We start from the raw sequence: 22374 nt of genomic DNA on the forward strand, positions 1-22374 counted from the left end.
CGGCTCAGTTGGCGAAGACCGTGACGCCGTCCTCGGTGGCGTGCCTCGGCTCCAGCTCCTCTGCCTCGTGGGTGAGCGCGGCCCTGCGCACCCAGACCACGCCCGCGCCGATCACTGCCGTGACGGCCGCGACCACGAACGGGACGTGGATGTTGCTCCACTCCTCGATCTTCGGCGCGAAGAACGGCGCGGCGGCCGCGGCGAACCACCGCACGAAGTTGTAGCCGGCGCTGGCCACCGGGCGCGGCGCGTCGGAGACCCCGAGGGCGAGCTCGGTGTAGACGGTGTTGTTCACGCCGATGAAGGCACCGGACAGGATCGTGCAGACGACGGCCGTGGTGTGGTCGCCGTACCCGAGCACCAGTACGTCCACGGCGAGCAGCACCAGCGAGCCGCCGAGCACCTTCAGCGACCCGAACCGCGCCTGCAGCCGCGGCGCGACGAGCACCGAGAAGACGGCGAGCAGCACACCCCAGGCGAAGAAGACCGCGCCCGACGCGTACGGCGTCATGTTCAGCACGAACGGCGTGAAGGCCAGGACGGTGAAGAACGTGTAGTTGTAGAAGAACGCGGAGGCCGCCGCGGAGGCGAGGCCGCCGTGGCCGAGCGCCTTGATCGGGTCGAGCAGGGACGTCTTCCTCGCGGGCCTCGGCTGCTCCTTGAGGAACGCCGTGATGCACAGGAAGCCGACCGCCATCAGCGCGGCGGTGCCGAAGAACGGGTAACGCCAGCTGGCGTCGCCGAGCAGCGCGCCGACCAGGGGCCCGCAGGCCATGCCGAGCCCGAGCGCCGACTCGTAGAGCAGGATGGCGGCCGCGCTGCCCCCGGCGGCGGCGCCGACGATGACGGCGAGGGCGGTCGACACGAAGAGCGCGTTGCCGAGCCCCCAGCCGGCCCGGAACCCGACGAGCTCACCGACCGATCCCGAGGTCCCGGAGAGTCCCGCGAAGACGACCACGAGCGCGAGTCCGAGAAGCAGCGTCTTCTTGCCGCCGACGCGGCTGGAGACGAACCCGGTCACCAGCATCGCGACGGCGGTGATCAGGAAGTACGAGGTGAAGAGGAGGGAGACCTGGCTGGCGCTCGCGTCCAGGCCCTCGGCGATCGAGGGCAGGATCGGGTCGACGAGTCCGATGCCCATGAAGGCGACGACGGACGCGCCCGCCGTGGCCCACACGGCCTTGGGCTGACGCAGGACGCTGCCCGCTCCCGCGTCGAATGGGTCCCCTTCGGAGGGGCCTCCTGTGCTGCTGTTCATACAGCCGCTCCTTCACTGCTTCCACAGGGGTCGTTGATGTATACACATATTAAGTTAGAGAGGCTAAATGATGCAAGCTACATCTAGTTTTGCCTGGTGACAGGGCCACCGGACGGGTGATCGTCCTTGACGGGGCGGCGACCGGGGAGGACCGTTGGGCGCTATGAGGGGCGAACCCAGTTGCCCGAAGTGTGGTGGCCGGGTCAGGGCTCCCGGTCTCTTTGCCGACTCCTGGCAGTGCGACGTGCACGGCACCGTGCACCCGCTGCAGCCCGTGATCCCGCCCAGCGTCGAGGCCCTCCAGGTCGTGGTGCACCGCGCGCATGTTCCGGTGTGGATGCCGTGGCCCCTGCCGGTCGGCTGGCTGTTCACGGGCGTGGCCTGCGCGGGCGACGACAGAAGCGGCGGGCGCGCGACCGCGGTGGCCTGCTCGGGGCCCGCGCCGCTCGGCGGCGTCGGCGAGCTGGTGCTCGTCGCCGAGGAGCTGGGCGTCGGCCTCGGCGCGCGGTACGCGGGCATCGACGGGCCCGACCCGGGTCCCCGCATGAGCGTGGAGAAGCCGCCGCAGGCCAAGGTGCTCGCCGCCGGGCGGCCGACTCCGATGTGGCATGTGTCCGGGGCGCCGGACGACCGGGCGGTCTTCGCGGGCGAGGCGCGCGGCCTGTGGCTGTGGGCCATCGCGTGGCCGGAGCAGTCGGGGCTCCTCATGTACGACGAGCTGGTGCTCACGGACCTGCGGGACGCGGGGGCGGAGGTGGACCTGCTGCCGTGCGGGGCGCTGTCGCCGCGGTTGCTGACGCCGTGACCGGGGGCGCGCCTCTTCGGGGCTCGCCTCCTCCGTGAGCGACGCCTCGTCCGGCGAGGCCGGGGGAGCGTTCGATTCCCGTTATCCTTGACCGTCCCCTTATGCCGCCCCGTCAGAGCCTGGAGTACGCAGCGTGCGCATCGATCTGCACACCCACTCCACCGCCTCCGACGGCACGGACACCCCGGCCGAGCTGGTCCTTGCCGCCGCCGCTGCCGGTCTCGACGTCGTCGCGCTGACCGACCACGACACCACGCGCGGGTACGCGGAGGCGATCGCCGCGCTCCCCTCGGGGCTGACCCTCGTCACCGGTGCCGAGCTCTCCTGCCGCCTCGACGGCGTGGGCCTGCACATGCTGGCGTACCTCTTCGACCCCGAGGAGCCCGAGCTCGCCCGCGAGCGCGAGCTGGTCCGCGACGACCGCGTGCCGCGGGCCAAGACGATGATCGGCAAGCTCCAGGAGCTGGGCGTGCCGGTGACCTGGGAGCAGGTCGCGCGCATCGCGGGCGACGGCTCGGTCGGCCGCCCGCACATCGCCGAGGCCCTCGTCGAACTGGGCGTCGTGCCCACCGTCTCCGACGCCTTCACGCCCCAGTGGCTCGCCGACGGCGGCCGTGCGTACGCCGAGAAGCACGAGCTCGACCCCTTCGACGCCATCCGCCTGGTCAAGGCGGCCGGCGGCGTCACCGTCTTCGCGCACCCCGCCGCCGTCAAGCGCGGCCAGGTCGTGCCCGAGGCCGCGATAGCCGAGCTCGCCGCGGCGGGCCTCGACGGCATCGAGGCCGACCACATGGACCACGCGCCCGAGACCCGCGCCCGGCTGCGCGGACTCGCGGCGGACCTCGGCCTGCTCGCCACCGGGTCCAGCGACTACCACGGCAGTCGCAAGACGTGCGTGCTCGGGGAGTTCACCACCGACCCCGAGATCTACGGCGAGATCACGCGCCGGGCGACGGGGGCGTTCCCCGTGCCGGGGGCGGGCGGAAACCCGGCCGCGTAACGGCCCCCGGCCGTACCGCACTTCACCTTCCTCACCACTCCACTGGTCCGTGGCGGTGGCAGCCGTGCCCTGCGCCCGGAGCCGCCCGCCACGGCTCCTTCGTACGACTCTCTGCAAGGCCATCACTGTGTTCGACGTCGCCGTCTTCGGATCCCTCTTTCTCACGCTATTTGTGATCATGGACCCCCCGGGGATCACCCCGATCTTCCTCGGGCTCACCGCGGGCCGCCCCGCCAAGGTGCAGCAGCGGATGGCCTTCCAGGCCGTCTGCGTCGCCTTCGGCGTCATCTCGGTCTTCGGTCTCGTGGGCCATCAGATCCTCAACTACCTGCATGTGTCCGTGCCCGCGCTGATGATCGCGGGCGGGCTCCTGCTGCTGCTCATCGCGCTCGACCTGCTCACCGGCAAGACGGACGAACCGAAGCAGACCAAGGACGTCAACGTCGCGCTCGTGCCGCTCGGCATGCCGCTGCTGGCCGGGCCCGGCGCGATCGTCTCGGTCATCCTGGCCGTCCAGGACGCCGACAGCGTCGGCACGCAGATCTCCGTCTGGTCGGCGATCGTGGCGATGCACGTGGTGCTGTGGCTGGTGATGCGCTATTCGCTGCTGATCATCCGGGTCATCAAGGACGGCGGCGTGGTGCTCGTGACGCGGCTCGCGGGCATGATGCTGTCCGCGATCGCCGTGCAGCAGATCATCAACGGCGTGACCCAGGTGATCAAGGGCGGCTGAGCGGGGCCCACGCGGGCCGCACGCACGAAGGGCCCCCGTACGGTCTCGTACGGGGGCCCTTCGACGTCTGCGTTACGAAGCCGAGGATTCGGCCGGGCGGATGTAGATGCGCTGGCCGATCGCGGCGGCCTGCTGCACGATCCGGTTGACGGAGGCGGCGTCCACGACGGTGCTGTCCACGGCCGCGCCGTCGACGTCGTCGAGTCGCATGATTTCGAAGCGCATAGGGCTTCTCCCTTCGTCTGGTCATCCTCCTGAAGGAGAACTGCTGTGTTCCTGACGGGTACAACGAGTTGCTCCCAGCAAACATTCCCTACGCTAAGGAAATTTTTCGAGAAGCTAATTACTCCTGAGTAGCGACACCGGTTGTGTTCGCTGTGTGACCGGCGGGAGACTGGGACGCATATGAATGACGCCGACATCAGTGCTCAGCTGGAGCGTGCCAACGGGCTGCTCGAGCGGATGCTCGCCGAGGTGGCGAAGACGCCGTCCACGCACGCGATCTTCGTCGACGCCGGGTATCTCTACGCGGCCGCGGGCCGGCTCGCCGCCGGGACCGAGGACCGGCGCGCCTTCGACCTCGACGCCGAGGGGCTGATCGAGGCGCTCATCGACAAGGCGCGCACGATCTTCGCGGACAGCCGTCTGCTGCGCGTGTACTGGTACGACGGGGCGCGGCGGCGCATCCACACCACCGAGCAGCAGTCGATCGCGGAGCTGCCCGACGTCAAGGTCAGGCTCGGCAACCTCAACGCCAACAACCAGCAGAAGGGCGTCGACTCGCTGATCCGCAGCGACCTGGAGTCACTGGCCAGGCACCGCGCCATCAGCGACGCGGCGCTCATCGGCGGCGACGAGGACCTGGTCTCCGCGGTCGAGGCCGCGCAGGGGTACGGCGCGCGGGTCCACCTGTGGGGCATCGAGGCGCCCGAGGGCCGCAACCAGGCGGAGCCGCTGCTGTGGGAGGTCGACAGCCAGCGCACGTTCGACCTGGAGTTCTTCAAGCCGTACGTCACCCGGCGCGCCGTCACGACGTTGGAGCCCGGCGCGTCCACGCACCGCCCCTCCCGCGAGGACGTCCGCTTCGTCGGCGCGCAGATCGCCGCGAAGTGGCTCGCGGCGAAGGGGCGCGAGGCGCTGGTGGGGCTGCTGCCGGGGCACCCCTATCTGCCCGGCTCCGTGGACCAGGAACTCCTCGTGGAGGCGGAGCGGCTGCTGCAGTACTCGCTGCGGGGGCAGTCCGATCTGCGCAGGGCGCTGCGGGACGGGTTCTGGGACCACTTGCAGGCGCAGTACTGAGCGTCCGCCGGGGGCGGGCGCCGGGTCAGGAGCGGTCCCAGAAGTCGATGAGGGCGGCCGCGGTCTCCTTGGGCCGGTCGGTGTTGGGGGAGTGCCCGGCGCCCGGGATCACCGTGCGGTGGGCCGCCAGGCGGAGCGCCATGTCGTCCATCTGCGGCACGGGCCAGGTGTCGTCGCTCTCACCCGAGATGACGTGCTTGGGCAGCGGCAGCGCGGCGAGCTCGGCCACGCGGTCCGGCTCCGTGGACAGCTGCCTGCCGGTGGCGATGAGCTGGGCCGCGCTGTGCCGCAGCCAACGGGCGCGCAGGGCCTCGCTGTCGTCGCCGCCCGTGCCGGTCTCGGCCTCCTGCGGGGGCGGCGGCTCCATGGCCTGCATCGCCTGCCACACCTCGTCCATCGACAGCACGGCGAGCGCGTCCGCCAGCATCTTGGCGCGGGCCTGCTGGGTGGGGACGATCGCGGCGGGCCCCGAGGACATCAGGGTGAGGGTGGCGAAGGCGCGGGGGTCGATCAGGAGGGCGGCACGGGCGATCTGCCCGCCGAGGGAGTGACCGAGGAGGTGCAGGCGGGGCGGGGTCTGCGCTTCTGCCGCCTCTGCCGCTTCTGCCAGGGCTTCGGCCTGCGCGAGGACGTCGCGGGCCAACTCCTCCTGGGCGTACGCCGATTCGTGGTCCGGGCCCGCGGTCTCGTACTGGCCGCGGCCGTCCACGGAGACGACGCGGTAGCCCGCGCGGGTCAGCGGCTCCAGGAGGGCGATGAAGTCCTCCTTGCTGCCGGTGAAGCCGGGCAGCATGAGGACGTCTCCTCTGCGCCGGATGCCTTCGGCCGGGACCGCGTCGAGAACGGCGAAGTCGCCGCGTGCGGTGCGGAGGGTGCGCGCGGTGGCGCACGGGGGCGGGACGAAGGTCGGCGGCCTGCTCATGAGCCGAGGCTAACCGGTCGGCTGCCCGGCGCGGTGATCGGCGGGGGTCTTCTGAGCGCCTTGAGCTGGGCGGGGTGGTGTCTGCCGTGGGGCGGTGGTCGTGCGGCGGGTGGGAGGGCGCGTGAGGTGTGCCGGTTCCGCTGTGCGGGGCGGTGAGGGGCGGAGGGCTTTCGGCTGTGCCGGTCTCGCGTGGGTCGGTGGTGTGAGCGGGGCTTCGGGCCGTTCCGGCCTGGGGGCGCGGCGTTTGCGGCGGGACCGGGTGGCCTGTACGCGCGAAGGCCCGCCCCCGAGTGGGGGCGGGCCTTCGACGGGGCCGGGTGGGCCGGAGGGTCAGCTCTCCGGGGTCTCCGCGGGCTCCGCCTTCTTGCGCGTGCGGCGGCGCGGGGCCGGGGTCTCGGCCTCGGGGGCGTCCGCCGGGGCTGTCGCGGCCTTGCGCGTACGACGGCGGGGCTTGGGCTCCTCCGTCGCCTGCGCCGGGATGCCGCCCTCGGCGGTCTCGACGGCCTTCGCCGCGGTCTTGCGGGTGCGGCGCTTGGGCTTCTCGGCCTCCGCGTCGGCCTCGGGGACGGCGGCCTCGGCCACCTTCTCGGCAGCCTTGCGGGTGCGGCGCTTCGGCTTCTCCTCCTCGGCCTCCGGCGCGGTGGTCTCGACGGCCTTCGCCGCGGTCTTGCGGGTGCGGCGCTTGGGCTTCTCGGCCTCCGCGTCGGCCTCGGGGACGGCGGCCTCGGCCACCGTCTCCGCCGCCTTGCGGGTACGGCGCTTGGGCTTCTCGGCTTCCGTCGCCTCCGGCACGGCCGCCTCGGCCACCGTCTCGGCGGCCTTGCGGGTACGGCGCTTCGGCTTCTCCGGCTCCGCCACCTCGGTCGCGTCCGCCGGGGCGGCAGCGGTCTTGCGGGTGCGACGCTTGGGCTTCTCGGCCTCCGCGTCGGCCTCGGGCACGGCCGCCTCGGCCACCGTCTCCGCCGCCTTCCGCGTACGACGCTTCGGCTTCTCGGGGGCCTCGGTCGGCTCCGGGGTGCCCTCGGCCGTGGCGACGGCGGCCTCCGCGGCCTTGCGGGTGCGGCGGCGCGGCTTGGCGGCCGGGGCCTCGGCCTCGGGCTCCGCCACCGCGGTGACCTCGGGAGCGGCGGCCTCGGCCACCTTCTCTGCGGCCTTGCGGGTGCGGGTGCGGCGCTTCGGCTTCTCCGCCGGGGCCTCGGCCTCGGGAGCGGCGGCCGGAGCGGCAGCCGGAGCAGTGGCCGGCGCGGGAGCCTCGGTCTCGACGACCGTGCCCTCGGCCGTGGCCAGGGCCTCCGGCGCCGATCCGCCACGGGTGCGACGGCGGCGGCGCGGGGTGCGCGGCTCCGAAGCCGCGGTGGCCTCGGCTTCCGGGGCAGCCGGAGCGGCGGCCTCGGTCGAGGTGACGGCGTTCGTCGCGGCGGCGTCCAGCGGGCTGCCGGCGCGCGTACGACGGCGACGGCGCGGCGTACGCGCGGGGCGCTCACGCTCGCGCTCGGCGGGTGCGGAACCCGCGCGGCCCGAGCGGTCGCGGTCCTGCCCGCGTCCGCCGGAGCGGCCACCGCGGCCGCGGCCACCGGTCTCGCCGAGGTCCTCGATCTCCTCCGCGCCCAGACCCGCACGGGTCCGCTCGGCGCGCGGCAGGACACCCTTGGTGCCCGCCGGGATGTCCAGGTCCTCGAAGAGGTGCGGCGAGCTGGAGTACGTCTCGACCGGGTCGTTGAAGCCCAGGTCCAGCGCCTTGTTGATCAGCTGCCAGCGCGGGATGTCGTCCCAGTCGACCAGCGTGATCGCCGTACCGGACGCGCCCGCGCGGCCCGTGCGGCCGATGCGGTGCAGGTACGTCTTCTCGTCCTCGGGGGACTGGTAGTTGATGACGTGCGTGACGCCGCCGACGTCGATGCCGCGCGCGGCGACGTCCGTGCAGACGAGCACGTCGACCTTGCCGTTGCGGAACGCGCGCAGGGCCTGCTCGCGGGCGCCCTGGCCGAGGTCGCCGTGCACGGCGCCCGAGGCGAAGCCCCGGCGCTCCAGCTGCTCGGCGATGTCGGCGGCGGTCCGCTTCGTACGGCAGAAGATCATCGCGAGTCCGCGGCCCTCGGCCTGCAGGATGCGCGAGACCATCTCGGGCTTGTCCATGCTGTGCGCGCGGTACACGAACTGCTTCGTGTTCGCGACGGTCTGGCCCTCGTCGTCCGGCGCGGTGGCGCGGATGTGCGTCGGCTGCGACATGTAGCGGCGCGCGAGGCCGATGACCGCGCCCGGCATGGTCGCCGAGAACAGCATCGTCTGGCGCTTCGCCGGAAGCATGTTGATGATCCGCTCGACGTCCGGCAGGAAGCCCAGGTCGAGCATCTCGTCGGCCTCGTCGAGGACCAGGCACTTGACGTGCTTGAGGTCGAGCTTGCGCTGGCCCGCGAGGTCGAGCAGTCGGCCCGGGGTGCCGACGACCACGTCGACGCCCTTCTTGAGGGCCTCGACCTGCGGCTCGTACGCACGGCCGCCGTATATGGCGAGGACGCGGACGTTGCGCGCCTTGCCGGCGGTCAGGAGGTCGTTCGTCACCTGCTGGCAGAGCTCGCGCGTGGGAACGACGACGAGGGCCTGCGGCGCCTCGGTCAGCTGCTCGGGCTGCGCGCGGCCCGCCTCGACGTCGGCGGGGACGGTGACGCGCTCGAGGATCGGGAGTCCGAAGCCGAGGGTCTTGCCGGTGCCGGTCTTGGCCTGGCCGATGACGTCCGTGCCGGAAAGGGCGACGGGGAGCGTCATCTCCTGGATGGGGAAGGGGTTGATGATGCCGACGGCCTCAAGGGCCTCGGCCGTCTCGGAAAGGATCCCGAGCTCTCGGAAAGTCGTAGTCAGGGCAGTGCCTCTTCTGTGAGACGCGGTGCGAGGCGAACGCTGGGGGTCGTGACCGTGCCGGTACCGCCGGCCGCTTGTGGGGCGGGCCGGGGGCGCGGGACCACTGCCGGCGCTCGAGCGCTCATACCGCTTGAGGTTCCCTCCTCATGCCGTGCGCACCTGTGCGCACCGCCTGGAGGGCTGTCGGGTCGGAGCCGATCGGGCCACCGACCGGGCATCCTCATTCGTACGGCCCGTCGAATATTCGGCGGGCGCATTACCACTGTACCCCGGAATCTCGCATGCGTGTCCGGCGAATTGGTCACATGGTCGTCGTCACAGTGACTGACCAGGGACTTACGCCTTACGGCAGGCGGGCTATTGTGCGCTTCATGGAGACGCCTGACACTGCCGCTGAATCCGCCCCCGAGCCCACCGGAGTCGCCGCCCAGGACTGGGCGAAAGCTTCCGCCGAGCCCCACTACCGCGCCGCGGTCGTGGACCTCCTCGGGGCGCTCGCCTACGGGGAGCTCGCGGCGTTCGAGCGGCTCGCGGAGGACGCGAAGCTGGCGCCCACGCTCGGTGACAAGGCGGAGCTGGCGAAGATGGCGTCGGCGGAGTTCCACCACTTCGAGCAGCTCAGGGACCGGCTCTCGGCGATCGGGGCGGACCCGACCGAGGCCATGGAGCCGTTCGTCGCCGCGCTGGACGGCTTCCACCGCCAGACCGCGCCGTCCGACTGGCTGGAGGGCCTGGTCAAGGCGTACGTGGGCGACTCGATCGCCAGTGACTTCTACCGCGAGGTGGCGGCCAGGCTCGACGCCGATACGCGCGAACTCGTGCTCGGCGTCCTCGACGACACGGGGCACGCCAGCTTCGCCGTGGAGAAGGTGCGGGCCGCGATCGAGGCGGACCCGCGCGTGGGCGGGCGGCTCGCGCTGTGGGCCAGGCGGCTGATGGGCGAGGCGCTCTCGCAGTCGCAGCGGGTGGTCGCGGACCGGGACGCCCTGTCGACCATGCTGGTCGGGGGCGTGGCCGACGGGTTCGACCTCGCCGAGGTCGGGCGGATGTTCTCGCGGATCACCGAGGCGCACACGAAGCGGATGGCCGCGCTGGGCTTGGCGGCGTAGACCGTCTTCGTGACGGTGCCTTGTCGGGTGCGGGTCGTTCTGGGCTGAGCGCGCAGTTCCCCGCGCCCCTGACGGGGCGCCTCGTGCGGGGCGGCTCCTACGCCGTTGCCGAGTGGCGGACCCTGCCTCGGGTCGGGCGGATCAGGAGCGACAGCAGGGCCACTGAGACCGCCAGCGCGCCTGCGAGGGTGGCCGGGGTGTGGCCGGGGCCCAGAGTCATGTGGGTGATGAAGGCGCCGATCAGGGCGCCCGCGGGGCCCGTCGACAGGACCAGGCTGCGGGCGGGCAGGCGGTGGCCCAGGCGGTGTGCGGTGGCCCATGCCACCGCGAGGCCGAGCAGTGTGGCGCCGAGTGCTTCCAGAATCACGGTGGTGCCCTCCTTCGCGGCCAGGTGCAAATCGGTCGTAGCCGGTCTACCCCGGGCGGTCGGAACGCAACCCTCCATGATCGGCCGACCGCGGCCGTACCTCGTACAACACACAGGAACGGCCCGGCGGTTGAGACCGCCGGGCCGTTCCATCAAGATCCACCAAGAGTGCCCTACAGGGCGCTGAAGCCCACCTTGCGCGCGGTCGGCTCGCCCAGCTCCACGTACGCGAGGCGCTCTGCCGGAACCAGGACCTTGCGGCCGTGGTCGTCGACCAGGCTCAGCAGCGGTGCCTTGCCGGACAGGGCCTCGGACACGGCGCGCTCGACTTCCTCGGCGCTCTGGCCGCTCTCCAGCACGATCTCGCGGGGCGCGTGCTGCACGCCGATCTTGACCTCCACGGCTTTGTCCCTCCGACGGTCAGTCTGTGCGCGGCCGTCCGCGCCGTACCCAGCACACATTAGCCCGGTGAGGGGACGGGAAAGACCGCGGCCGTGCACGCCGGTAGCGAACACCGGACGGGAACAAAAGCGCGAGGGCTCAGTGCCCTTCCGTGCCGTGCAGCGGGAAGCCCGCGATGCCGCGCCAGGCGAGCGACGTGAGGAGCTGCACCGCCTTCTCCCGCGGGACCGTGCTGCCGCTGGAGAGCCAGTACCGGGCGACGACCTGCGAGTACCCGCCGAGGCCCACGGCGAGGAGCATCGCCTCGTCCCTGGGCAGGCCGGTGTCCTCGGCGATGACCTCGCAGATCGCCTCCGCGCACTGGAGCGTGACGCGCTCCACGCGCTCGCGGACCGCGGGCTCGTTGGTCAGGTCGGACTCGAAGACCAGGCGGAAGGCGCCGCCCTCGTCCTCGACGTACGCGAAGTAGGCGTCCATCGTCGCGGCGACGCGGAGCTTGTTGTCGGAGGTGGACGCCAGCGCCTTGCGGATCGACTGCAGCAGGGACTCGCAGTGCTGGTCGAGCAGGGCCAGGTAGAGGTCGAGCTTGCCCGGGAAGTGCTGGTACAGCACGGGCTTGCTGACGCCGGCGCGCTCGGCGATGTCGTCCATCGCGGCCGCGTGGTACCCCTGCGCGACGAACACTTCCTGGGCCGCTCCGAGGAGCTGGTTCCTTCGGGCACGGCGCGGCAGGCGTGTGCCCCGCGGGCGTGCCGCCTCTGTCTGCTCGATGGCTGTCACGCCGCCTCCCAAATCGTCCGATGTGCGGTGTGCGCCGCGCCGCCATCGTACTTTTCGGTAACAGTGATGTGCGCGGTGCGAGCGCAGAATTTCACGGACTGGACCGCCGCAGAAGGGCTCCGCCGCGGTGCGTAGCAGGGCAAATACGGTCAGGCCCGGGTCCGGGCCCCTGCTTTCTCGCCGCCTCTCAGCGGTAGTCGTCCTCGTCGATGCTGACGACGCGGGCCTGCTCGGCGAGGTCGCCCTCGTCGGCGGCGTCCCGGTCGGCGTCCTTCAGGGAGTCGTCCCGGCGGGGCGTGAGGTCGGTGTGCTGCTCCGCGGCGTCCGCCTCCGGGGACTCGACGTCGGTCTGGGTCGCGGGCTCTTCCGTCTCGAAGGTGTCGGGATCGGTCGGGTCGACGGTCATGTGCGGCTCTCTTCCCTTGCGGTACCTGGTGGCCCTGGTGGTCACGAGTGCCCTCTCGGCCCGCTTTCCATCGCTTTCCATGAGCGTTTTCGCGAACATCTTCGAGCGTAGGAGACACCCGGACGGGGCGCTACGCGGTCCCGGGGCGATCTGTGACGGCGAACACGTGAACTACCGCGTGATCGTCTCGTAACATTGCCGCATGTCTTCGACCGAGCTGCCGAACCTGCTGGCCACCGCCGCCGCGCCCAAGCCGGGTGCCGTGGCGGTCGCGGAGGGGGAGCGGCTCGACTCGGTCGGCCTGCCCGGACTCACGTTGAACGTGCGGTCCCGGCCCTCGACGCGCGCCGGCCTCGCCCCCGCCCTGTTCGTGCACGGGCTCGGCGGGTCCTCGCAGAACTGGTCGGCGCTGATGCCGCTCCTTGCGGACGTCGTCGACTGCGAGGCCGTCGACCTGCCCGGCTTCGGGGACTCCCCGCCGCCGGACGACGGCGACTACTCCGTCACCGGGCACGCCCGCGCGGTCATCCGCTACCTCGACGCCCGCGCCCGCGGGCCCGTCCATCTCTTCGGGAACTCGCTGGGCGGCGCCGTCACCACACGCGTCGCGGCGGCCCGCCCCGACCTCGTGCGCACGTTGACGCTGGTCTCGCCCGCGCTGCCCGAGCTGCGGGTGCAGCGCACGGCGGTGCCGACCGGGCTGCTCGCGGTGCCGGGCGTCGCCGGTCTCTTCACACGCCTCACCAGGGAGTGGACGGCCGAGCAGCGGGTGCGCGGCGTCATGGGGCTCTGTTACGGCGACCCGGGCCGGGTGACGCCGGAAGGATTCAGCGCCGCGGTGCGGGAGATGGAGCGCAGGCTCCAGCTCCCTTACTTCTGGGACGCGATGGCCCGCTCGGCGCGCGGCATCGTGAACGCGTACACGCTGGGCGGCCAGCACGGTCTGTGGCGGCAGGCCGAGCGGGTGCTCGCGCCGACCCTCCTTGTCTACGGCGGGCGCGATCTGCTCGTCTCGTACCGCATGGCGCGCAAGGCGGCCGCCGCGTTCCGCGAGTCGCGGCTCCTCACGCTGCCGGACGCGGGGCACGTGGCGATGATGGAGTACCCGGAGACCGTGGCCACCGCCTTTCGTGAACTGCTCGTCGACACGGGCGAGTCGAGTGCCACCAAGGAGGGCGCCGCCGAGGCGGCCCCCTCCGAAGTGAGCGCCTCGCGCGCGGGTTCGGGGAGCTGAGTCGGGGCGTGGGACGTCACAGCCGTCGCGGTCCGGCAGACACGACTGACAACACCAGCACCTCGGGCATACCGCTTTCGCACGGTGTGGGCCCCCAGCCGGGACCCGGCACGGGCCGCCGCAGGCGCACCTCAGAGGCGGACGGGACTCCTGCGCACGGGACGCCCGTGCAGGGGGTCCCTGCGCATGGGACACCCGCACACGGGACACCCGCACACGGGACGCCCGCACACGGGACGCCCGCACACGGGACGCCCGCACACGGGACACCCGCACACGGGACACCCGCACACGGGACACCCGCGCACGGCGTGCCGCGTCCCCCGGCCCCGCCCCGCGGCGTTCCCCACGTCCGCGGCGGGCACCCCGAGCAGCGTGAGGCCGGCGGTGGCTGGGGTGACGTCGCCGGTACCGGCGGCGGCCCTCGCGTCGGTGAAGGGCCCCGCGTTCCCGGGCCCCGCAAGGACTACATGGCGGCCTTCCCCGACGAGGGGCAGTCGCCGCCAGGACCCGGCGATCCGTACGCCTCCGTCACCGACTGGGACGACGCCGCCGAGCTCGAACTCGACGCCAGGAGCGGCGACTTCTTCGACGGCGGCGACGGGCGGCCCCCGGTCGACGCCGACGGCGAGGGCAAGAAGGGCGGCAAGGGACGCGCCTTCACCGGCATCGCGGCCGCCGCCGTGACCACCGTGCTCGCGGTCGTCGTGGCCGGGCAGGTCGCCGACGGGCCGAAGGGCTCGGACACCGGGACCAAGGCCGCCCCCGACGGCGGCGCGCGCGACACCGACGACCCCGCGTCGCGCTCGGACCGCCGCCCGGCGCCCGCCGACCAGCAGGAGTCGGCCGCGGTGACGTACGAGCACCAGATGGGCAGAAGATTCCCGCTGGACGCCAAACTCAAGGCGTCCGGCGACTTCGAGGCGATATCCGGATTCGACAGGGCACCGGGCAAGGGGCGGAAGTTCCGCTATCGCGTCGACGTGGAGAAGGGGCTCGGTCTGGACGGTGAACTCTTCGCGCATGCCGTGCAGAAGACCCTGAACGACGACCGGAGTTGGGCCCACGGGGGCGCCCGCACTTTCGAGCGGATATCCTCCGGCCACCCCGATTTCGTCATTACGCTCGCGAGTCCGGGAACGACCGCGGTGTGGTGTGCGAAATCCGGTCTCGACACGACCCAGGACAACGTCAGTTGCGATTCCGCGGCGACGGAACGCGTGATGATCAACGCCTACCGGTGGGCGCAGGGCGCGAAGACCTACGGCGATGCCGTCGAGAAGGAGTTCGGCAACGCCATCCACCCCTACCGCCAGATGTTGATCAACCACGAGGTCGGGCACCGGCTCGGCTTCAACCACACGGACTGCCAGAAGGACGGGGACCTCGCGCCCGTCATGCAGCAGCAGACCAAGTTCCTCGATCACGACGGCATCACGTGCAAGGCCAACCCCTGGGTCTTCCCCAAGAGTTGATACGGCGGCCCGCGGACCGCCGACGGACGCCGCGGACGCCGCTTTGACATCCGTCGGAAGTTCGTTCATATTTCTCCGCATGTCGAACCGTCACGCCCCTACGAGCGCCGCCATCGAGCTGGCGCTGTTCGGCGTGACCGCGCTCTGCGTGGCCGACATCCACTGTTGCTGACGCCCGCCCCGGCGAGTGCGTCGCTTTTCTCAGGCTCCTGGCTGCTTACCGCAGCCTCCTGCCGTTTTCTCCCACGCCTTTCCCGGGGTGAGCTCTGTCGCTCCCTTTTTCACCCGAACCCCGAGAGGTCTCTTTCCGATGCGTCGATCGTCCGTCATAGCCCGCCGCGTGGCAGCGGCATCCGTCAGCCTGGTCCTGGCCTCGGGCGCCGCCGCCTGCGCGGGCCCGAAGGACAACGACGCCAGGAGCGGTGACGGCGGCAAGCCGGCCAAGGGCGGCACGCTCACCGTCCTCAACCGCGACCCGCAGACCGACTTCGATCCCGCGCGGCTCTACACCTCCGGCGGCGGCAACGTGCCGAGCCTGGTCTTCCGCACGCTGACCACCCGCAACCGCGAGGACGGCGCCAAGGGCACGGAGGTCGTCCCCGACCTCGCCACGGGTCTGGGCAAGCCGAGCAAGAACGCCACCGTGTGGACGTACACCCTGAAGAAGGGGCTCAAGTACGAGGACGGCTCGCCGATCACGACCGCCGACATCAAGTACGGCATCGAGCGGTCCTTCGCGGCCGAACTGTCCGGTGGCGCACCCTTCTTGAGGGACTGGCTGATCGGGGGCGCCGACTACGAAGGGCCGTACAAGAGCAAGGGCGGCCTGGACTCGGTCGAGACGCCGGACGAGCGGACGATCGTCTTCCATCTGAACAAGCCCGTGGGCGACTTCGACTACGTGGCCACACAGACGTCGTTCGCGCCCGTGCCGAAGGCCAAGGACAAGGGCACCAAGTACGAGGAGCACCCGGTCTCCTCGGGCCCGTACAAGGTCGTCGAGAACGAGAACGACGGCGAGCGGCTGCGCCTGGAGCGCAACCCGCACTGGTCCGCCGAGAACGACGCGGAGCGCAAGGCCTACCCGGACCACATCGACGTGCGCTCCGGGCTCGACTCGTCCGTCATCAACCAGCGGCTCTCCGCGGGCCAGGGCGCGGACGCCGCCGCCGTCACCACCGACACCAACCTCGGCCCGGCCGAACTCGCCAAGGTCACCGGCGACAAGGAGCTGGCCTCGCACGTCGGCACCGGGCACTTCGGGTACACGAATTACCTCGCCTTCAACCCGAAGGTGAAGCCCTTCGACGACCCGAAGGTGCGGCAGGCCATCTCGTACGCCGTGGACCGCTCCTCGGTGATCAACGCCGCCGGCGGCTCCGCGCTCGCCGAGCCCGCCACCACCTTCCTGCCGAACCAGAAGTCCTTCGGCCACACGGAGTACGACCACTTCCCCGCGGGCAGGTCCGGCAACCCGGAGAAGGCCAAGGAGCTGCTGAAGGAGGCCGGTCACAAGGACGGGCTCACCATCACGCTCACGCATTCCAACGCCAAGGACTTCGAGACCAGCCCCGAGATCGCCACCGCCGTCCAGGACGCGCTCAAGAAGGCCGGTATCACCGTCAAGCTCCAGGGCCTGGAGGAGAACGACTACTCGGACAAGGTGCACAGCGCCAAGGACGAGCCCGGTCTCTTCCTCGGTCACTGGGGCGCCGACTGGCCCTCCGGCGGCCCCTTCCTCGCCCCGATCTTCGACGGGCGGCAGATCGTGAAGGGCGGCGCCAACTTCAACTCCGGCTTCCTGGACGACAAGTCCGTCAACGACGAGATCGACGAGATCAACGAGCTGACCGACCTCAAGGCCGCCGCCGAGCGCTGGGGCGCCCTCGACAAGAAGATCGGCGAGAAGGCGCTGACCGTGCCGCTCTTCCACCCCGTCTACAAGCGCCTGTACGGCAAGGACGTCAAGAACGTCGTCATCAGTGACTGGACCGGTGTGCTCGACGTCTCCCAGGTCGCGGTGAAGTAGCCGTGAGGATCTTCTGGCAGCGGCTGCGCGAGCAGCGCGCCGCCCTCGTCGCGGCGGGCGTCGTCGCGCTGCTCGTCCTCGTGGCGCTCGCGGCGCCGCTGCTCACCGCCATCGAGGGGCAGGACCCCACCACGTACCACCCGGATCTCATCGACTCGGCGCGCGGCGGCGTGCCGGTCGGCCCGTTCGGCGGGATCAGCGGCGAGCACTGGCTCGGCGTCGAGCCGCAGACCGGGCGCGATCTCTTCGCGCGCCTCGTGTACGGGGCGCGGGTCTCGCTCGGCGTCGCGCTCGCCGCGACCGTCGTGCAGGTGTTCATCGGTGTCGCGGTCGGCATCGCGGCCGGGCTCGGCAACCGCTGGGTGGACCAGGCGCTCAGCCGCGCCACCGACGTCATCGTGGCCCTGCCGCTGATGGTCCTCGCGCTCGCGCTGATGGCGATCGTGCCCGCCGCCTTCCCGCGTCCTGCGCTCGTCGCCCTGGTCATCGGGCTCGTCGCCTGGGGCAACATGGCCAAGATCGTGCGTGCGCAGACGGTCACGCTCAAGGAGCTCGACCACGTCGCCGCCGCGCGGCTCAGCGGCTGGAGCACCCTGCGGATCGCCCGGCGCGAGCTGCTGCCCGCGCTCGGCGCGCCCGTCATCACGTACGCCGCGCTGCTCGTCCCCGTGAACATCACGGTCGAGGCCGCGCTGTCCTTCCTCGGCGTGGGCGTGAAGCCGCCCACCGCCTCGTGGGGACAGATGCTCACGGCCGCGGACGTCTGGTACCAGGCGGCGCCGCAGTACCTGCTGCTGCCCGCGGGCGCGCTGTTCGTGACCGTGTTCGCCCTCACCGTCCTCGGTGACGGCGTGCGCACGGCGCTCGATCCGCGGGCCGCCTCGCGGCTGAGGGTCGGGACGGGGCACAAGCGGGAGGCCCGCGCATGACCGGCTTCCTCCTGCGGCGCTTCGTCGGCGCCGTCGTCACGCTCCTCGCCATCTCCGTGATCATTTACGTGGTGTTCTACGCGGCGCCCGGCAACGTCGCCCAGATCACCTGCGGCCCGCGCTGCTCGCCCGCCCAGGTCCAGCAGGTCGCCGAGCAGTTGCGGCTCGACGACCCGCTCTACGTCCGGTACTGGGACTTCCTGCAGGGCGTCGTCGTCGGCCAGGACTACTCGACCGGCACGGGCACCGAGCACTGCGCCGCGCCCTGCCTCGGGATCTCCTACCAGAGCGACCAGCAGGTCACCGCGCTGATCATGGCGAAGCTGCCGGTCACGGCGTCGCTGGCGCTCGGCGCGATGGTCATGTGGCTGATCCTCGGCGTGGGCACCGGCGTGCTCTCCGCCTGGCGGCGCGGCAGGCTCAGCGAGCGCGTGCTCACCGCCGTCACGCTCGTGGGCACCGCCACGCCGGTCTTCGTGATCGGCCTGCTGCTGATGATCGTGGTCTGCGGACAGTTGCAGTGGCTGCCCTTCCCGCAGTACGTCGACTTCGCGGACGACCCGACGCAGTGGGCGTGGAACCTGCTCCTGCCCTGGCTCTCGCTGGCCCTGATCGAGGCCGCCAAGTACACGCGCCTGACCCGCTCCTCGATGCTGGAGACGCTCGCCGACGACCATGTGCGGACCTTCCGCGCATACGGCGTGGGGGAGCGGTCCATCATCGGGAAGCACGCGCTGCGGGGCGCCGTCGCGCCCGTCATCGCGCTGACCGCCAACGACTTCGGTTCGATGTTCGGGGGCGCCGTGCTCAGCGAGACGCTGTTCGGGCTTCCCGGCATCGGGCGCGAGCTCGTGCACGCGGTCAAGGTCGTCGACCTGCCGGTGGTCGTCGGGATGGTCATGGTCACCGGCTTCTTCGTGGTGCTCGCCAATGCCGTCGCGGACGTGCTGTACGCGGTGGCCGACCGACGGGTGGTCCTGACGTGAGTCTCGTGCAAGTCACCGATCTCTCCGTGGAGTTCGGCTCCGGAGCGCGCGCCGTCGACGGGCTCTCCTTCACGCTGGAGGCGGGCGGCGCGCTCGCCCTCGTCGGCGAGTCGGGCTCCGGCAAGTCGACCGTGGCCTCCGCGCTGCTCGGGCTCCACCGGGGCACGGGCGCGCGCGTCGACGGGACGGTGCTGGTCGACGGCGTCGACGTACAACAGGCGTCCGACGCCGAACTGCGGCGGCTGCGGGGCGGGAAGGCCGCGATGGTCTTCCAGGACCCGCTGTCCTCCCTCGACCCCTACTACGCGGTGGGCGACCAGATCGCCGAGGTGTACCGCGTGCACACGGGGGCGTCGCGGCGCGCGGCACGCGCGCGTGCCGCGGAGGTGCTCGACCGGGTCGGCATCCCCGACGCCGCGCGTCGCTCCCGCTCACGCCCGCACGAGTTCAGCGGCGGCATGCGCCAACGCACGCTCATCGCCATGGCGTTGGCCTGCGAGCCCGCGCTGCTGATCGCCGACGAGCCGACCACCGCGCTCGACGTCACCGTCCAGGCCCAGATCCTCGACCTGCTGCACACGCTGCGGGACGAGAGCGGCATGGGGCTGCTCCTGGTCACGCACGACGTGGGAGTCGCCGCGGAGAGCGTCGAGGACGTCCTGGTCATGCGGGGCGGTCGCGCGGTGGAGCGGGGCCCGGTCCGGGACGTCCTCGGGGCGCCCCGGGAGGCGTACACCCAGGAGCTGCTGAAGGCCGTGCCGCGGGTGGACGCGCCGCGGGACGCCTCCCGCGCGCGGGAGAGCGACGGCGAGGGCGACGGCGGGGGCGGGAGCCTCGGCGGGGGCGGTGGCGAGGTCGTGCTCGAAGCCGTCGGCCTGCGGCGGGAGTTCGGCCGCGGCAAGCGCGCCGTCGCCGCCGTCGACGACGTCTCGCTCACCGTCCGCTGCGGGGAGACCCTCGGCGTCGTGGGCGAGAGCGGCAGCGGCAAGACCACGCTCGGGCGCATGCTCGTGGGCCTCCTGGAGCCGACCGCCGGGCAACTCCGCCACGGGGGTGTGGAGATGCCCGGCGGTCGCGTGGTCCCCGGGGTGCAGATGGTGTTCCAGGACCCCGTCGCCTCCCTCAACCCGCGGCGCTCCGTCGGCGAGTCCATCGCCGACCCGCTGCGCGCGCGGGGCGAGAGCGGCCCCTTCGTACGCGAGCGCGTCCACGAGCTCCTGGAGCGCGTCGGACTCGAACCGGCGCACTACGACCGCTATCCGCACGAGTTCAGCGGCGGCCAGCGCCAGCGTGTCGGCATCGCCCGGGCCCTCGCCGCCGATCCGCGGCTCATCGTCTGCGACGAACCGGTGTCGGCGCTCGACGTGACGACCCAGGCCCAAGTGACGGCGCTGCTCGCCGAGTTGCAGCGGGAGCTGGGGCTCGCGCTGGTCTTCGTCGCGCACGACCTCGCGGTGGTGCGCCAGGTCAGCGACCGGGTCGCGGTGATGCGGCAGGGGCGGGTCGTCGAGTACGGAACCGTCGACGAGGTCTATGGGTCACCGCGCGACCCGTACACGCGACGGCTGCTCGCGGCGGTGCCCGCGCTCGACCCGGAGGCGGCGGCGCGGCGGCGGGAGGCCCGCAAGGAGCTGGCCGCAGCCTGACTCTCCGTATGCGAAAGGGGCTCCTGGGGCGCTATAGCGCGACGGAACGCTACCGGCGCGGGAAAGTTACGACCGTTCACCCCTTTTGGTGGCGCGATGGACAACCGTCCATCGCGCCACCGGCATGACCGCTTACGTTCGTCCCGCTGCGAGCCGCCGGTCCAACGGCGGCTCCCCAAACGGGAGATCGGGGGTGCGCTCGTGCGCGTCGGACTGCTTACGGAGGGTGGCTATCCGTATGTGAGCGGTGAGGCCCGGCTCTGGTGCGACCGGCTCGTGCGCGGGCTCGGGCAGCACGAGTTCGACGTCTACGCCCTCAGCCGCAGCGCGCGGCAGGAGGCGCGGGGCTGGGTCGAACTGCCGCCCCAGGTCGGCCGGGTGCGCACGGCGCCGCTGTGGACCGTCGACGACGAGGCGCTCTGCGGAGCCGGGCCCCGCGGCGGGCGCGGACGGCGGGCGCGGCGGCGGTTCGCGGAGTGCTTCGGGGAGCTGGCGGATGTGGTGTGCCGGGGCGGCGACTTCGCCGGTTCCGGCGGCTCGACCGTTGATCCGGAGGCGGCTCACGGCACGGTGGCGGACCGTTTCGGCAGTGCGCTCTACGGGCTCGCCGAACTCGCCCGCGACGAGGGCGGACTGGTCGGCGCGCTGCGCTCCGAGTCCGCCGTCCGCGCCCTGGAGCGCGCCTGCCGTGCGCCCGGCGCGCTGCGGGCCGCCCGTGGCGCTCGCGTCCCCGACCTGCTCGCCGCCGCGGCGCACATGGAACGGGCCCTGCGGCCGCTCTCCCTCGACTGGTACGAGGACGACGAACTCGGCGCGGTCGACCTCTGCCACGCCACCGCGGGCGGCCCCGCGGCGCTGCCCGGGCTGCTCGCCAGGCACTTCGCCGGGGTGCCGCTGCTCGTGACCGAGTACGGCGTGCAGCTGCGGGCGCACTACCTCGCCGCGGGCGACATGGACCTGAGTGCGCCGGCGCGTGCGCTGCTCGCCTCCTTCCACGGCCTCCTCGCCGCCGAGGTGTACGACAAGGCTGCGGTCATCACCCCCGGCAACACCCACGCCAGGCGCTGGCAGGAGCGGTGCGGCGCCGACCGGGCCAAGCTGCGCACGGTCTACCCCGGCATGGAGTCGGGACGCTTCTCGGAGATCGGCGAGGGGGGTTACGACGCCTTCGCCACCGACTCCGACACGCTGCTCTGGGTCGGCCGCATCGAGCCCGCCAAGGACCTGGTCTCGCTGCTCCACGCCTTCGCGGAGATCCGCAAGGAGGAGCCGAAGGCGCGGCTGCGGATCGTCGGGGCGCCCGCCGAAGGGCCGGAGGCCGCGGCGTATCTCGCGCACTGCAGGGCGCTGGCCGCGCAGCTCTTCCCCGACGAGGCGGAGGGAGCCCACGCCGTCGGCGACAACCCCGTCTCCTTCGAGGAGATCGGCGGGCCCGAGGTGCCCGACCTCGCGGACGCGTACGCGTCGTGCGGCGTGGTGGTGCTCTCCAGCGTCGTCGAGGGCTTTCCGATCAGCCTGGTCGAGGCGATGTTCTGCGGCAGGGCGACCGTCTCGACGGACGTCGGCGCGGTGGTGGAGGTCATCGGCGGCACGGGGCTCGTGGTGCCGCCGCGCAATCCGCGGGCGCTCGCGGAGGCGTGCGTGGCGCTGCTGCGCGACCCGGAGCGGTCCGAGCGCCTGGGGGCGGCGGCGCGGGCGCGAGCCCTGGAACTCTTCACCGTCGAGCAGAACGTCGAGGCGTTTAGGGGCATTTACCTGGAGATCGTCTCGCACTGTCCGGTGCGCAGGGACGCGGTGGACGAGGCGGGCGAGCCGGTGCCGTTCGCGCATCCGGCGGAGGCGTATCTGCCGGGGCGGTGGGCGGTCGCGGTGGGACCCGCGTCCGGCGCGTCGGAGGGCGGCGGGACGTCCCCCGGGGTGCCCAGCTGGGCGGTGTCCCAAGAAGCCGATGAGCAGGACGAGTTGAAGGGGGCGGCGGTATGAGACGGCAGCAGGGCGCGGTGGACGTCGTCGGGACTGAGGATCTGGTCGGGACTGCGGATGTTGTCGGGACTGCGGATCTGGTCGGGGCTGTGGATGTGGTCGGGGCCGCGGACGTCGTACGAACGGTGGACGCGCCGCGGACTCCGGAGGGA

General features: G+C 72.1%; 21 protein-coding genes. 13 read left to right on the forward strand and 8 right to left on the reverse strand.

Going from position 1 to position 22374, the window contains the following annotated elements:
* Positions 1-4: 4 nt before the first annotated feature.
* On the reverse strand, positions 5-1258 hold the full coding sequence (locus tag ACZ4D5_RS19890; protein ID WP_467773685.1) for an MFS transporter: 1254 nt from the start codon (positions 1256-1258) through the stop codon (positions 5-7).
* Between the two features lie 163 nt (positions 1259-1421).
* Here ACZ4D5_RS19890 and ACZ4D5_RS19895 point away from each other — a divergent pair, with 163 nt between their 5' ends.
* From ACZ4D5_RS19895 to ACZ4D5_RS19905, 3 genes are all read left to right on the forward strand, one after another.
* The gene (locus tag ACZ4D5_RS19895; RefSeq protein WP_467773686.1) at positions 1422-2063 is read left to right on the forward strand and encodes a DUF6758 family protein; all 642 of its coding nucleotides are present in this window, start codon (positions 1422-1424) and stop codon (positions 2061-2063) included.
* A 133-nt stretch (positions 2064-2196) separates the two neighbouring features.
* The gene (locus ACZ4D5_RS19900; RefSeq protein WP_467773687.1) at positions 2197-3063 is read left to right on the forward strand and encodes a PHP domain-containing protein; all 867 of its coding nucleotides are present in this window, start codon (positions 2197-2199) and stop codon (positions 3061-3063) included.
* Between the two features lie 127 nt (positions 3064-3190).
* Positions 3191-3796 (forward strand): MarC family protein, encoded by a 606-nt coding sequence (locus tag ACZ4D5_RS19905; RefSeq protein ID WP_362328439.1) that lies wholly within the window; start codon positions 3191-3193, stop codon positions 3794-3796.
* 72 nt (positions 3797-3868) lie between these two features.
* Here ACZ4D5_RS19905 and ACZ4D5_RS19910 read toward each other — a convergent pair whose 3' ends face one another.
* Complete coding sequence (locus ACZ4D5_RS19910; RefSeq protein ID WP_467773688.1) at positions 3869-4021, reverse strand: hypothetical protein; 153 nt, start codon at positions 4019-4021, stop codon at positions 3869-3871.
* Positions 4022-4201: 180 nt separating this feature from the next.
* Between ACZ4D5_RS19910 and ACZ4D5_RS19915 the strand changes: the two genes are divergently transcribed.
* On the forward strand, positions 4202-5095 hold the full coding sequence (locus ACZ4D5_RS19915; protein ID WP_467773689.1) for an NYN domain-containing protein: 894 nt from the start codon (positions 4202-4204) through the stop codon (positions 5093-5095).
* Positions 5096-5120: 25 nt separating this feature from the next.
* Here ACZ4D5_RS19915 and ACZ4D5_RS19920 read toward each other — a convergent pair whose 3' ends face one another.
* Positions 5121-6017 (reverse strand): alpha/beta fold hydrolase, encoded by an 897-nt coding sequence (locus ACZ4D5_RS19920; protein WP_467773690.1) that lies wholly within the window; start codon positions 6015-6017, stop codon positions 5121-5123.
* Positions 6018-6347: 330 nt separating this feature from the next.
* Positions 6348-8783, reverse strand: a complete 2436-nt coding sequence (locus ACZ4D5_RS19925) for a DEAD/DEAH box helicase (RefSeq protein ID WP_467773691.1) — start codon at positions 8781-8783, stop codon at positions 6348-6350.
* 464 nt (positions 8784-9247) lie between these two features.
* Between ACZ4D5_RS19925 and ACZ4D5_RS19930 the strand changes: the two genes are divergently transcribed.
* Positions 9248-9985, forward strand: coding sequence for a ferritin-like fold-containing protein (locus ACZ4D5_RS19930; RefSeq protein ID WP_362328447.1), 738 nt, complete (start codon positions 9248-9250; stop codon positions 9983-9985).
* A 97-nt stretch (positions 9986-10082) separates the two neighbouring features.
* On the opposite strand, the gene ACZ4D5_RS19935 is transcribed toward ACZ4D5_RS19930, so the two are convergent.
* From ACZ4D5_RS19935 to ACZ4D5_RS19950, 4 genes are all read right to left on the reverse strand, one after another.
* Positions 10083-10352, reverse strand: coding sequence for a hypothetical protein (locus ACZ4D5_RS19935; protein WP_467773692.1), 270 nt, complete (start codon positions 10350-10352; stop codon positions 10083-10085).
* A gap of 173 nt (positions 10353-10525) precedes the next feature.
* A complete protein-coding gene (locus ACZ4D5_RS19940; protein WP_362328451.1) occupies positions 10526-10753 on the reverse strand; it encodes a DUF3107 domain-containing protein in 228 nt (75 codons plus the stop codon).
* Positions 10754-10892: 139 nt separating this feature from the next.
* Entirely contained in the window at positions 10893-11534 is a 642-nt protein-coding gene (locus ACZ4D5_RS19945; protein WP_467773693.1) for a TetR/AcrR family transcriptional regulator, read from the reverse strand.
* Between the two features lie 187 nt (positions 11535-11721).
* Positions 11722-11940 carry a hypothetical protein gene (locus ACZ4D5_RS19950; protein ID WP_467773694.1) on the reverse strand — a complete coding sequence of 73 codons (219 nt, stop codon included), beginning with the start codon at positions 11938-11940 and terminating at the stop codon, positions 11722-11724.
* Between the two features lie 202 nt (positions 11941-12142).
* Here ACZ4D5_RS19950 and ACZ4D5_RS19955 point away from each other — a divergent pair, with 202 nt between their 5' ends.
* From ACZ4D5_RS19955 to ACZ4D5_RS19990, 8 genes are all read left to right on the forward strand, one after another.
* Complete coding sequence (locus ACZ4D5_RS19955; protein WP_467773695.1) at positions 12143-13174, forward strand: alpha/beta fold hydrolase; 1032 nt, start codon at positions 12143-12145, stop codon at positions 13172-13174.
* An 8-nt stretch (positions 13175-13182) separates the two neighbouring features.
* Positions 13183-14649, forward strand: a complete 1467-nt coding sequence (locus ACZ4D5_RS19960) for a DUF3152 domain-containing protein (RefSeq protein WP_467773696.1) — start codon at positions 13183-13185, stop codon at positions 14647-14649.
* A 79-nt stretch (positions 14650-14728) separates the two neighbouring features.
* Entirely contained in the window at positions 14729-14821 is a 93-nt protein-coding gene (locus ACZ4D5_RS19965; RefSeq protein ID WP_362328461.1) for an Ms4533A family Cys-rich leader peptide, read from the forward strand.
* Positions 14822-14959: 138 nt separating this feature from the next.
* Positions 14960-16678 (forward strand): ABC transporter substrate-binding protein, encoded by a 1719-nt coding sequence (locus ACZ4D5_RS19970; protein WP_467773697.1) that lies wholly within the window; start codon positions 14960-14962, stop codon positions 16676-16678.
* A gap of 2 nt (positions 16679-16680) precedes the next feature.
* The gene (locus ACZ4D5_RS19975) at positions 16681-17607 is read left to right on the forward strand and encodes an ABC transporter permease (RefSeq protein ID WP_467773698.1); all 927 of its coding nucleotides are present in this window, start codon (positions 16681-16683) and stop codon (positions 17605-17607) included.
* Entirely contained in the window at positions 17604-18593 is a 990-nt protein-coding gene (locus ACZ4D5_RS19980; protein WP_467773699.1) for an ABC transporter permease, read from the forward strand. Before ACZ4D5_RS19975 ends, ACZ4D5_RS19980 begins: the two co-directional genes overlap by 4 nt.
* Positions 18590-20239 (forward strand): dipeptide ABC transporter ATP-binding protein, encoded by a 1650-nt coding sequence (locus ACZ4D5_RS19985; RefSeq protein WP_467773700.1) that lies wholly within the window; start codon positions 18590-18592, stop codon positions 20237-20239. The genes ACZ4D5_RS19980 and ACZ4D5_RS19985 overlap by 4 nt, the downstream gene beginning before the upstream one ends.
* Before the next feature lie 201 nt (positions 20240-20440).
* Positions 20441-22222, forward strand: coding sequence for a glycosyltransferase (locus tag ACZ4D5_RS19990; RefSeq protein ID WP_467773701.1), 1782 nt, complete (start codon positions 20441-20443; stop codon positions 22220-22222).
* The last annotated feature ends 152 nt before the right edge of the window (positions 22223-22374 follow it).

It is taken from the genome of Streptomyces sp. NPDC025651, assembly GCF_055558735.1.

Bases quoted from the DNA above. Each gene is read 5' to 3' on its own strand.
- ACZ4D5_RS19890 (WP_467773685.1), bottom strand. From the start codon at position 1,258: ATGAACAGCAGCACAGGAGGCCCCTCCGAAGGGGACCCATTCGACGCG.
- ACZ4D5_RS19895 (WP_467773686.1), top strand. From the start codon at position 1,422: ATGAGGGGCGAACCCAGTTGCCCGAAGTGTGGTGGCCGGGTCAGGGCT.
- ACZ4D5_RS19910 (WP_467773688.1), bottom strand. From the start codon at position 4,021: ATGCGCTTCGAAATCATGCGACTCGACGACGTCGACGGCGCGGCCGTG.
- ACZ4D5_RS19915 (WP_467773689.1), top strand. From the start codon at position 4,202: ATGAATGACGCCGACATCAGTGCTCAGCTGGAGCGTGCCAACGGGCTG.
- ACZ4D5_RS19920 (WP_467773690.1), bottom strand. From the start codon at position 6,017: ATGAGCAGGCCGCCGACCTTCGTCCCGCCCCCGTGCGCCACCGCGCGC.
- ACZ4D5_RS19925 (WP_467773691.1), bottom strand. From the start codon at position 8,783: ATGACGCTCCCCGTCGCCCTTTCCGGCACGGACGTCATCGGCCAGGCC.
- ACZ4D5_RS19930 (WP_362328447.1), top strand. From the start codon at position 9,248: ATGGAGACGCCTGACACTGCCGCTGAATCCGCCCCCGAGCCCACCGGA.
- ACZ4D5_RS19950 (WP_467773694.1), bottom strand. From the start codon at position 11,940: ATGACCGTCGACCCGACCGATCCCGACACCTTCGAGACGGAAGAGCCC.
- ACZ4D5_RS19955 (WP_467773695.1), top strand. From the start codon at position 12,143: ATGTCTTCGACCGAGCTGCCGAACCTGCTGGCCACCGCCGCCGCGCCC.
- ACZ4D5_RS19965 (WP_362328461.1), top strand. From the start codon at position 14,729: ATGTCGAACCGTCACGCCCCTACGAGCGCCGCCATCGAGCTGGCGCTG.
- ACZ4D5_RS19970 (WP_467773697.1), top strand. From the start codon at position 14,960: ATGCGTCGATCGTCCGTCATAGCCCGCCGCGTGGCAGCGGCATCCGTC.
- ACZ4D5_RS19980 (WP_467773699.1), top strand. From the start codon at position 17,604: ATGACCGGCTTCCTCCTGCGGCGCTTCGTCGGCGCCGTCGTCACGCTC.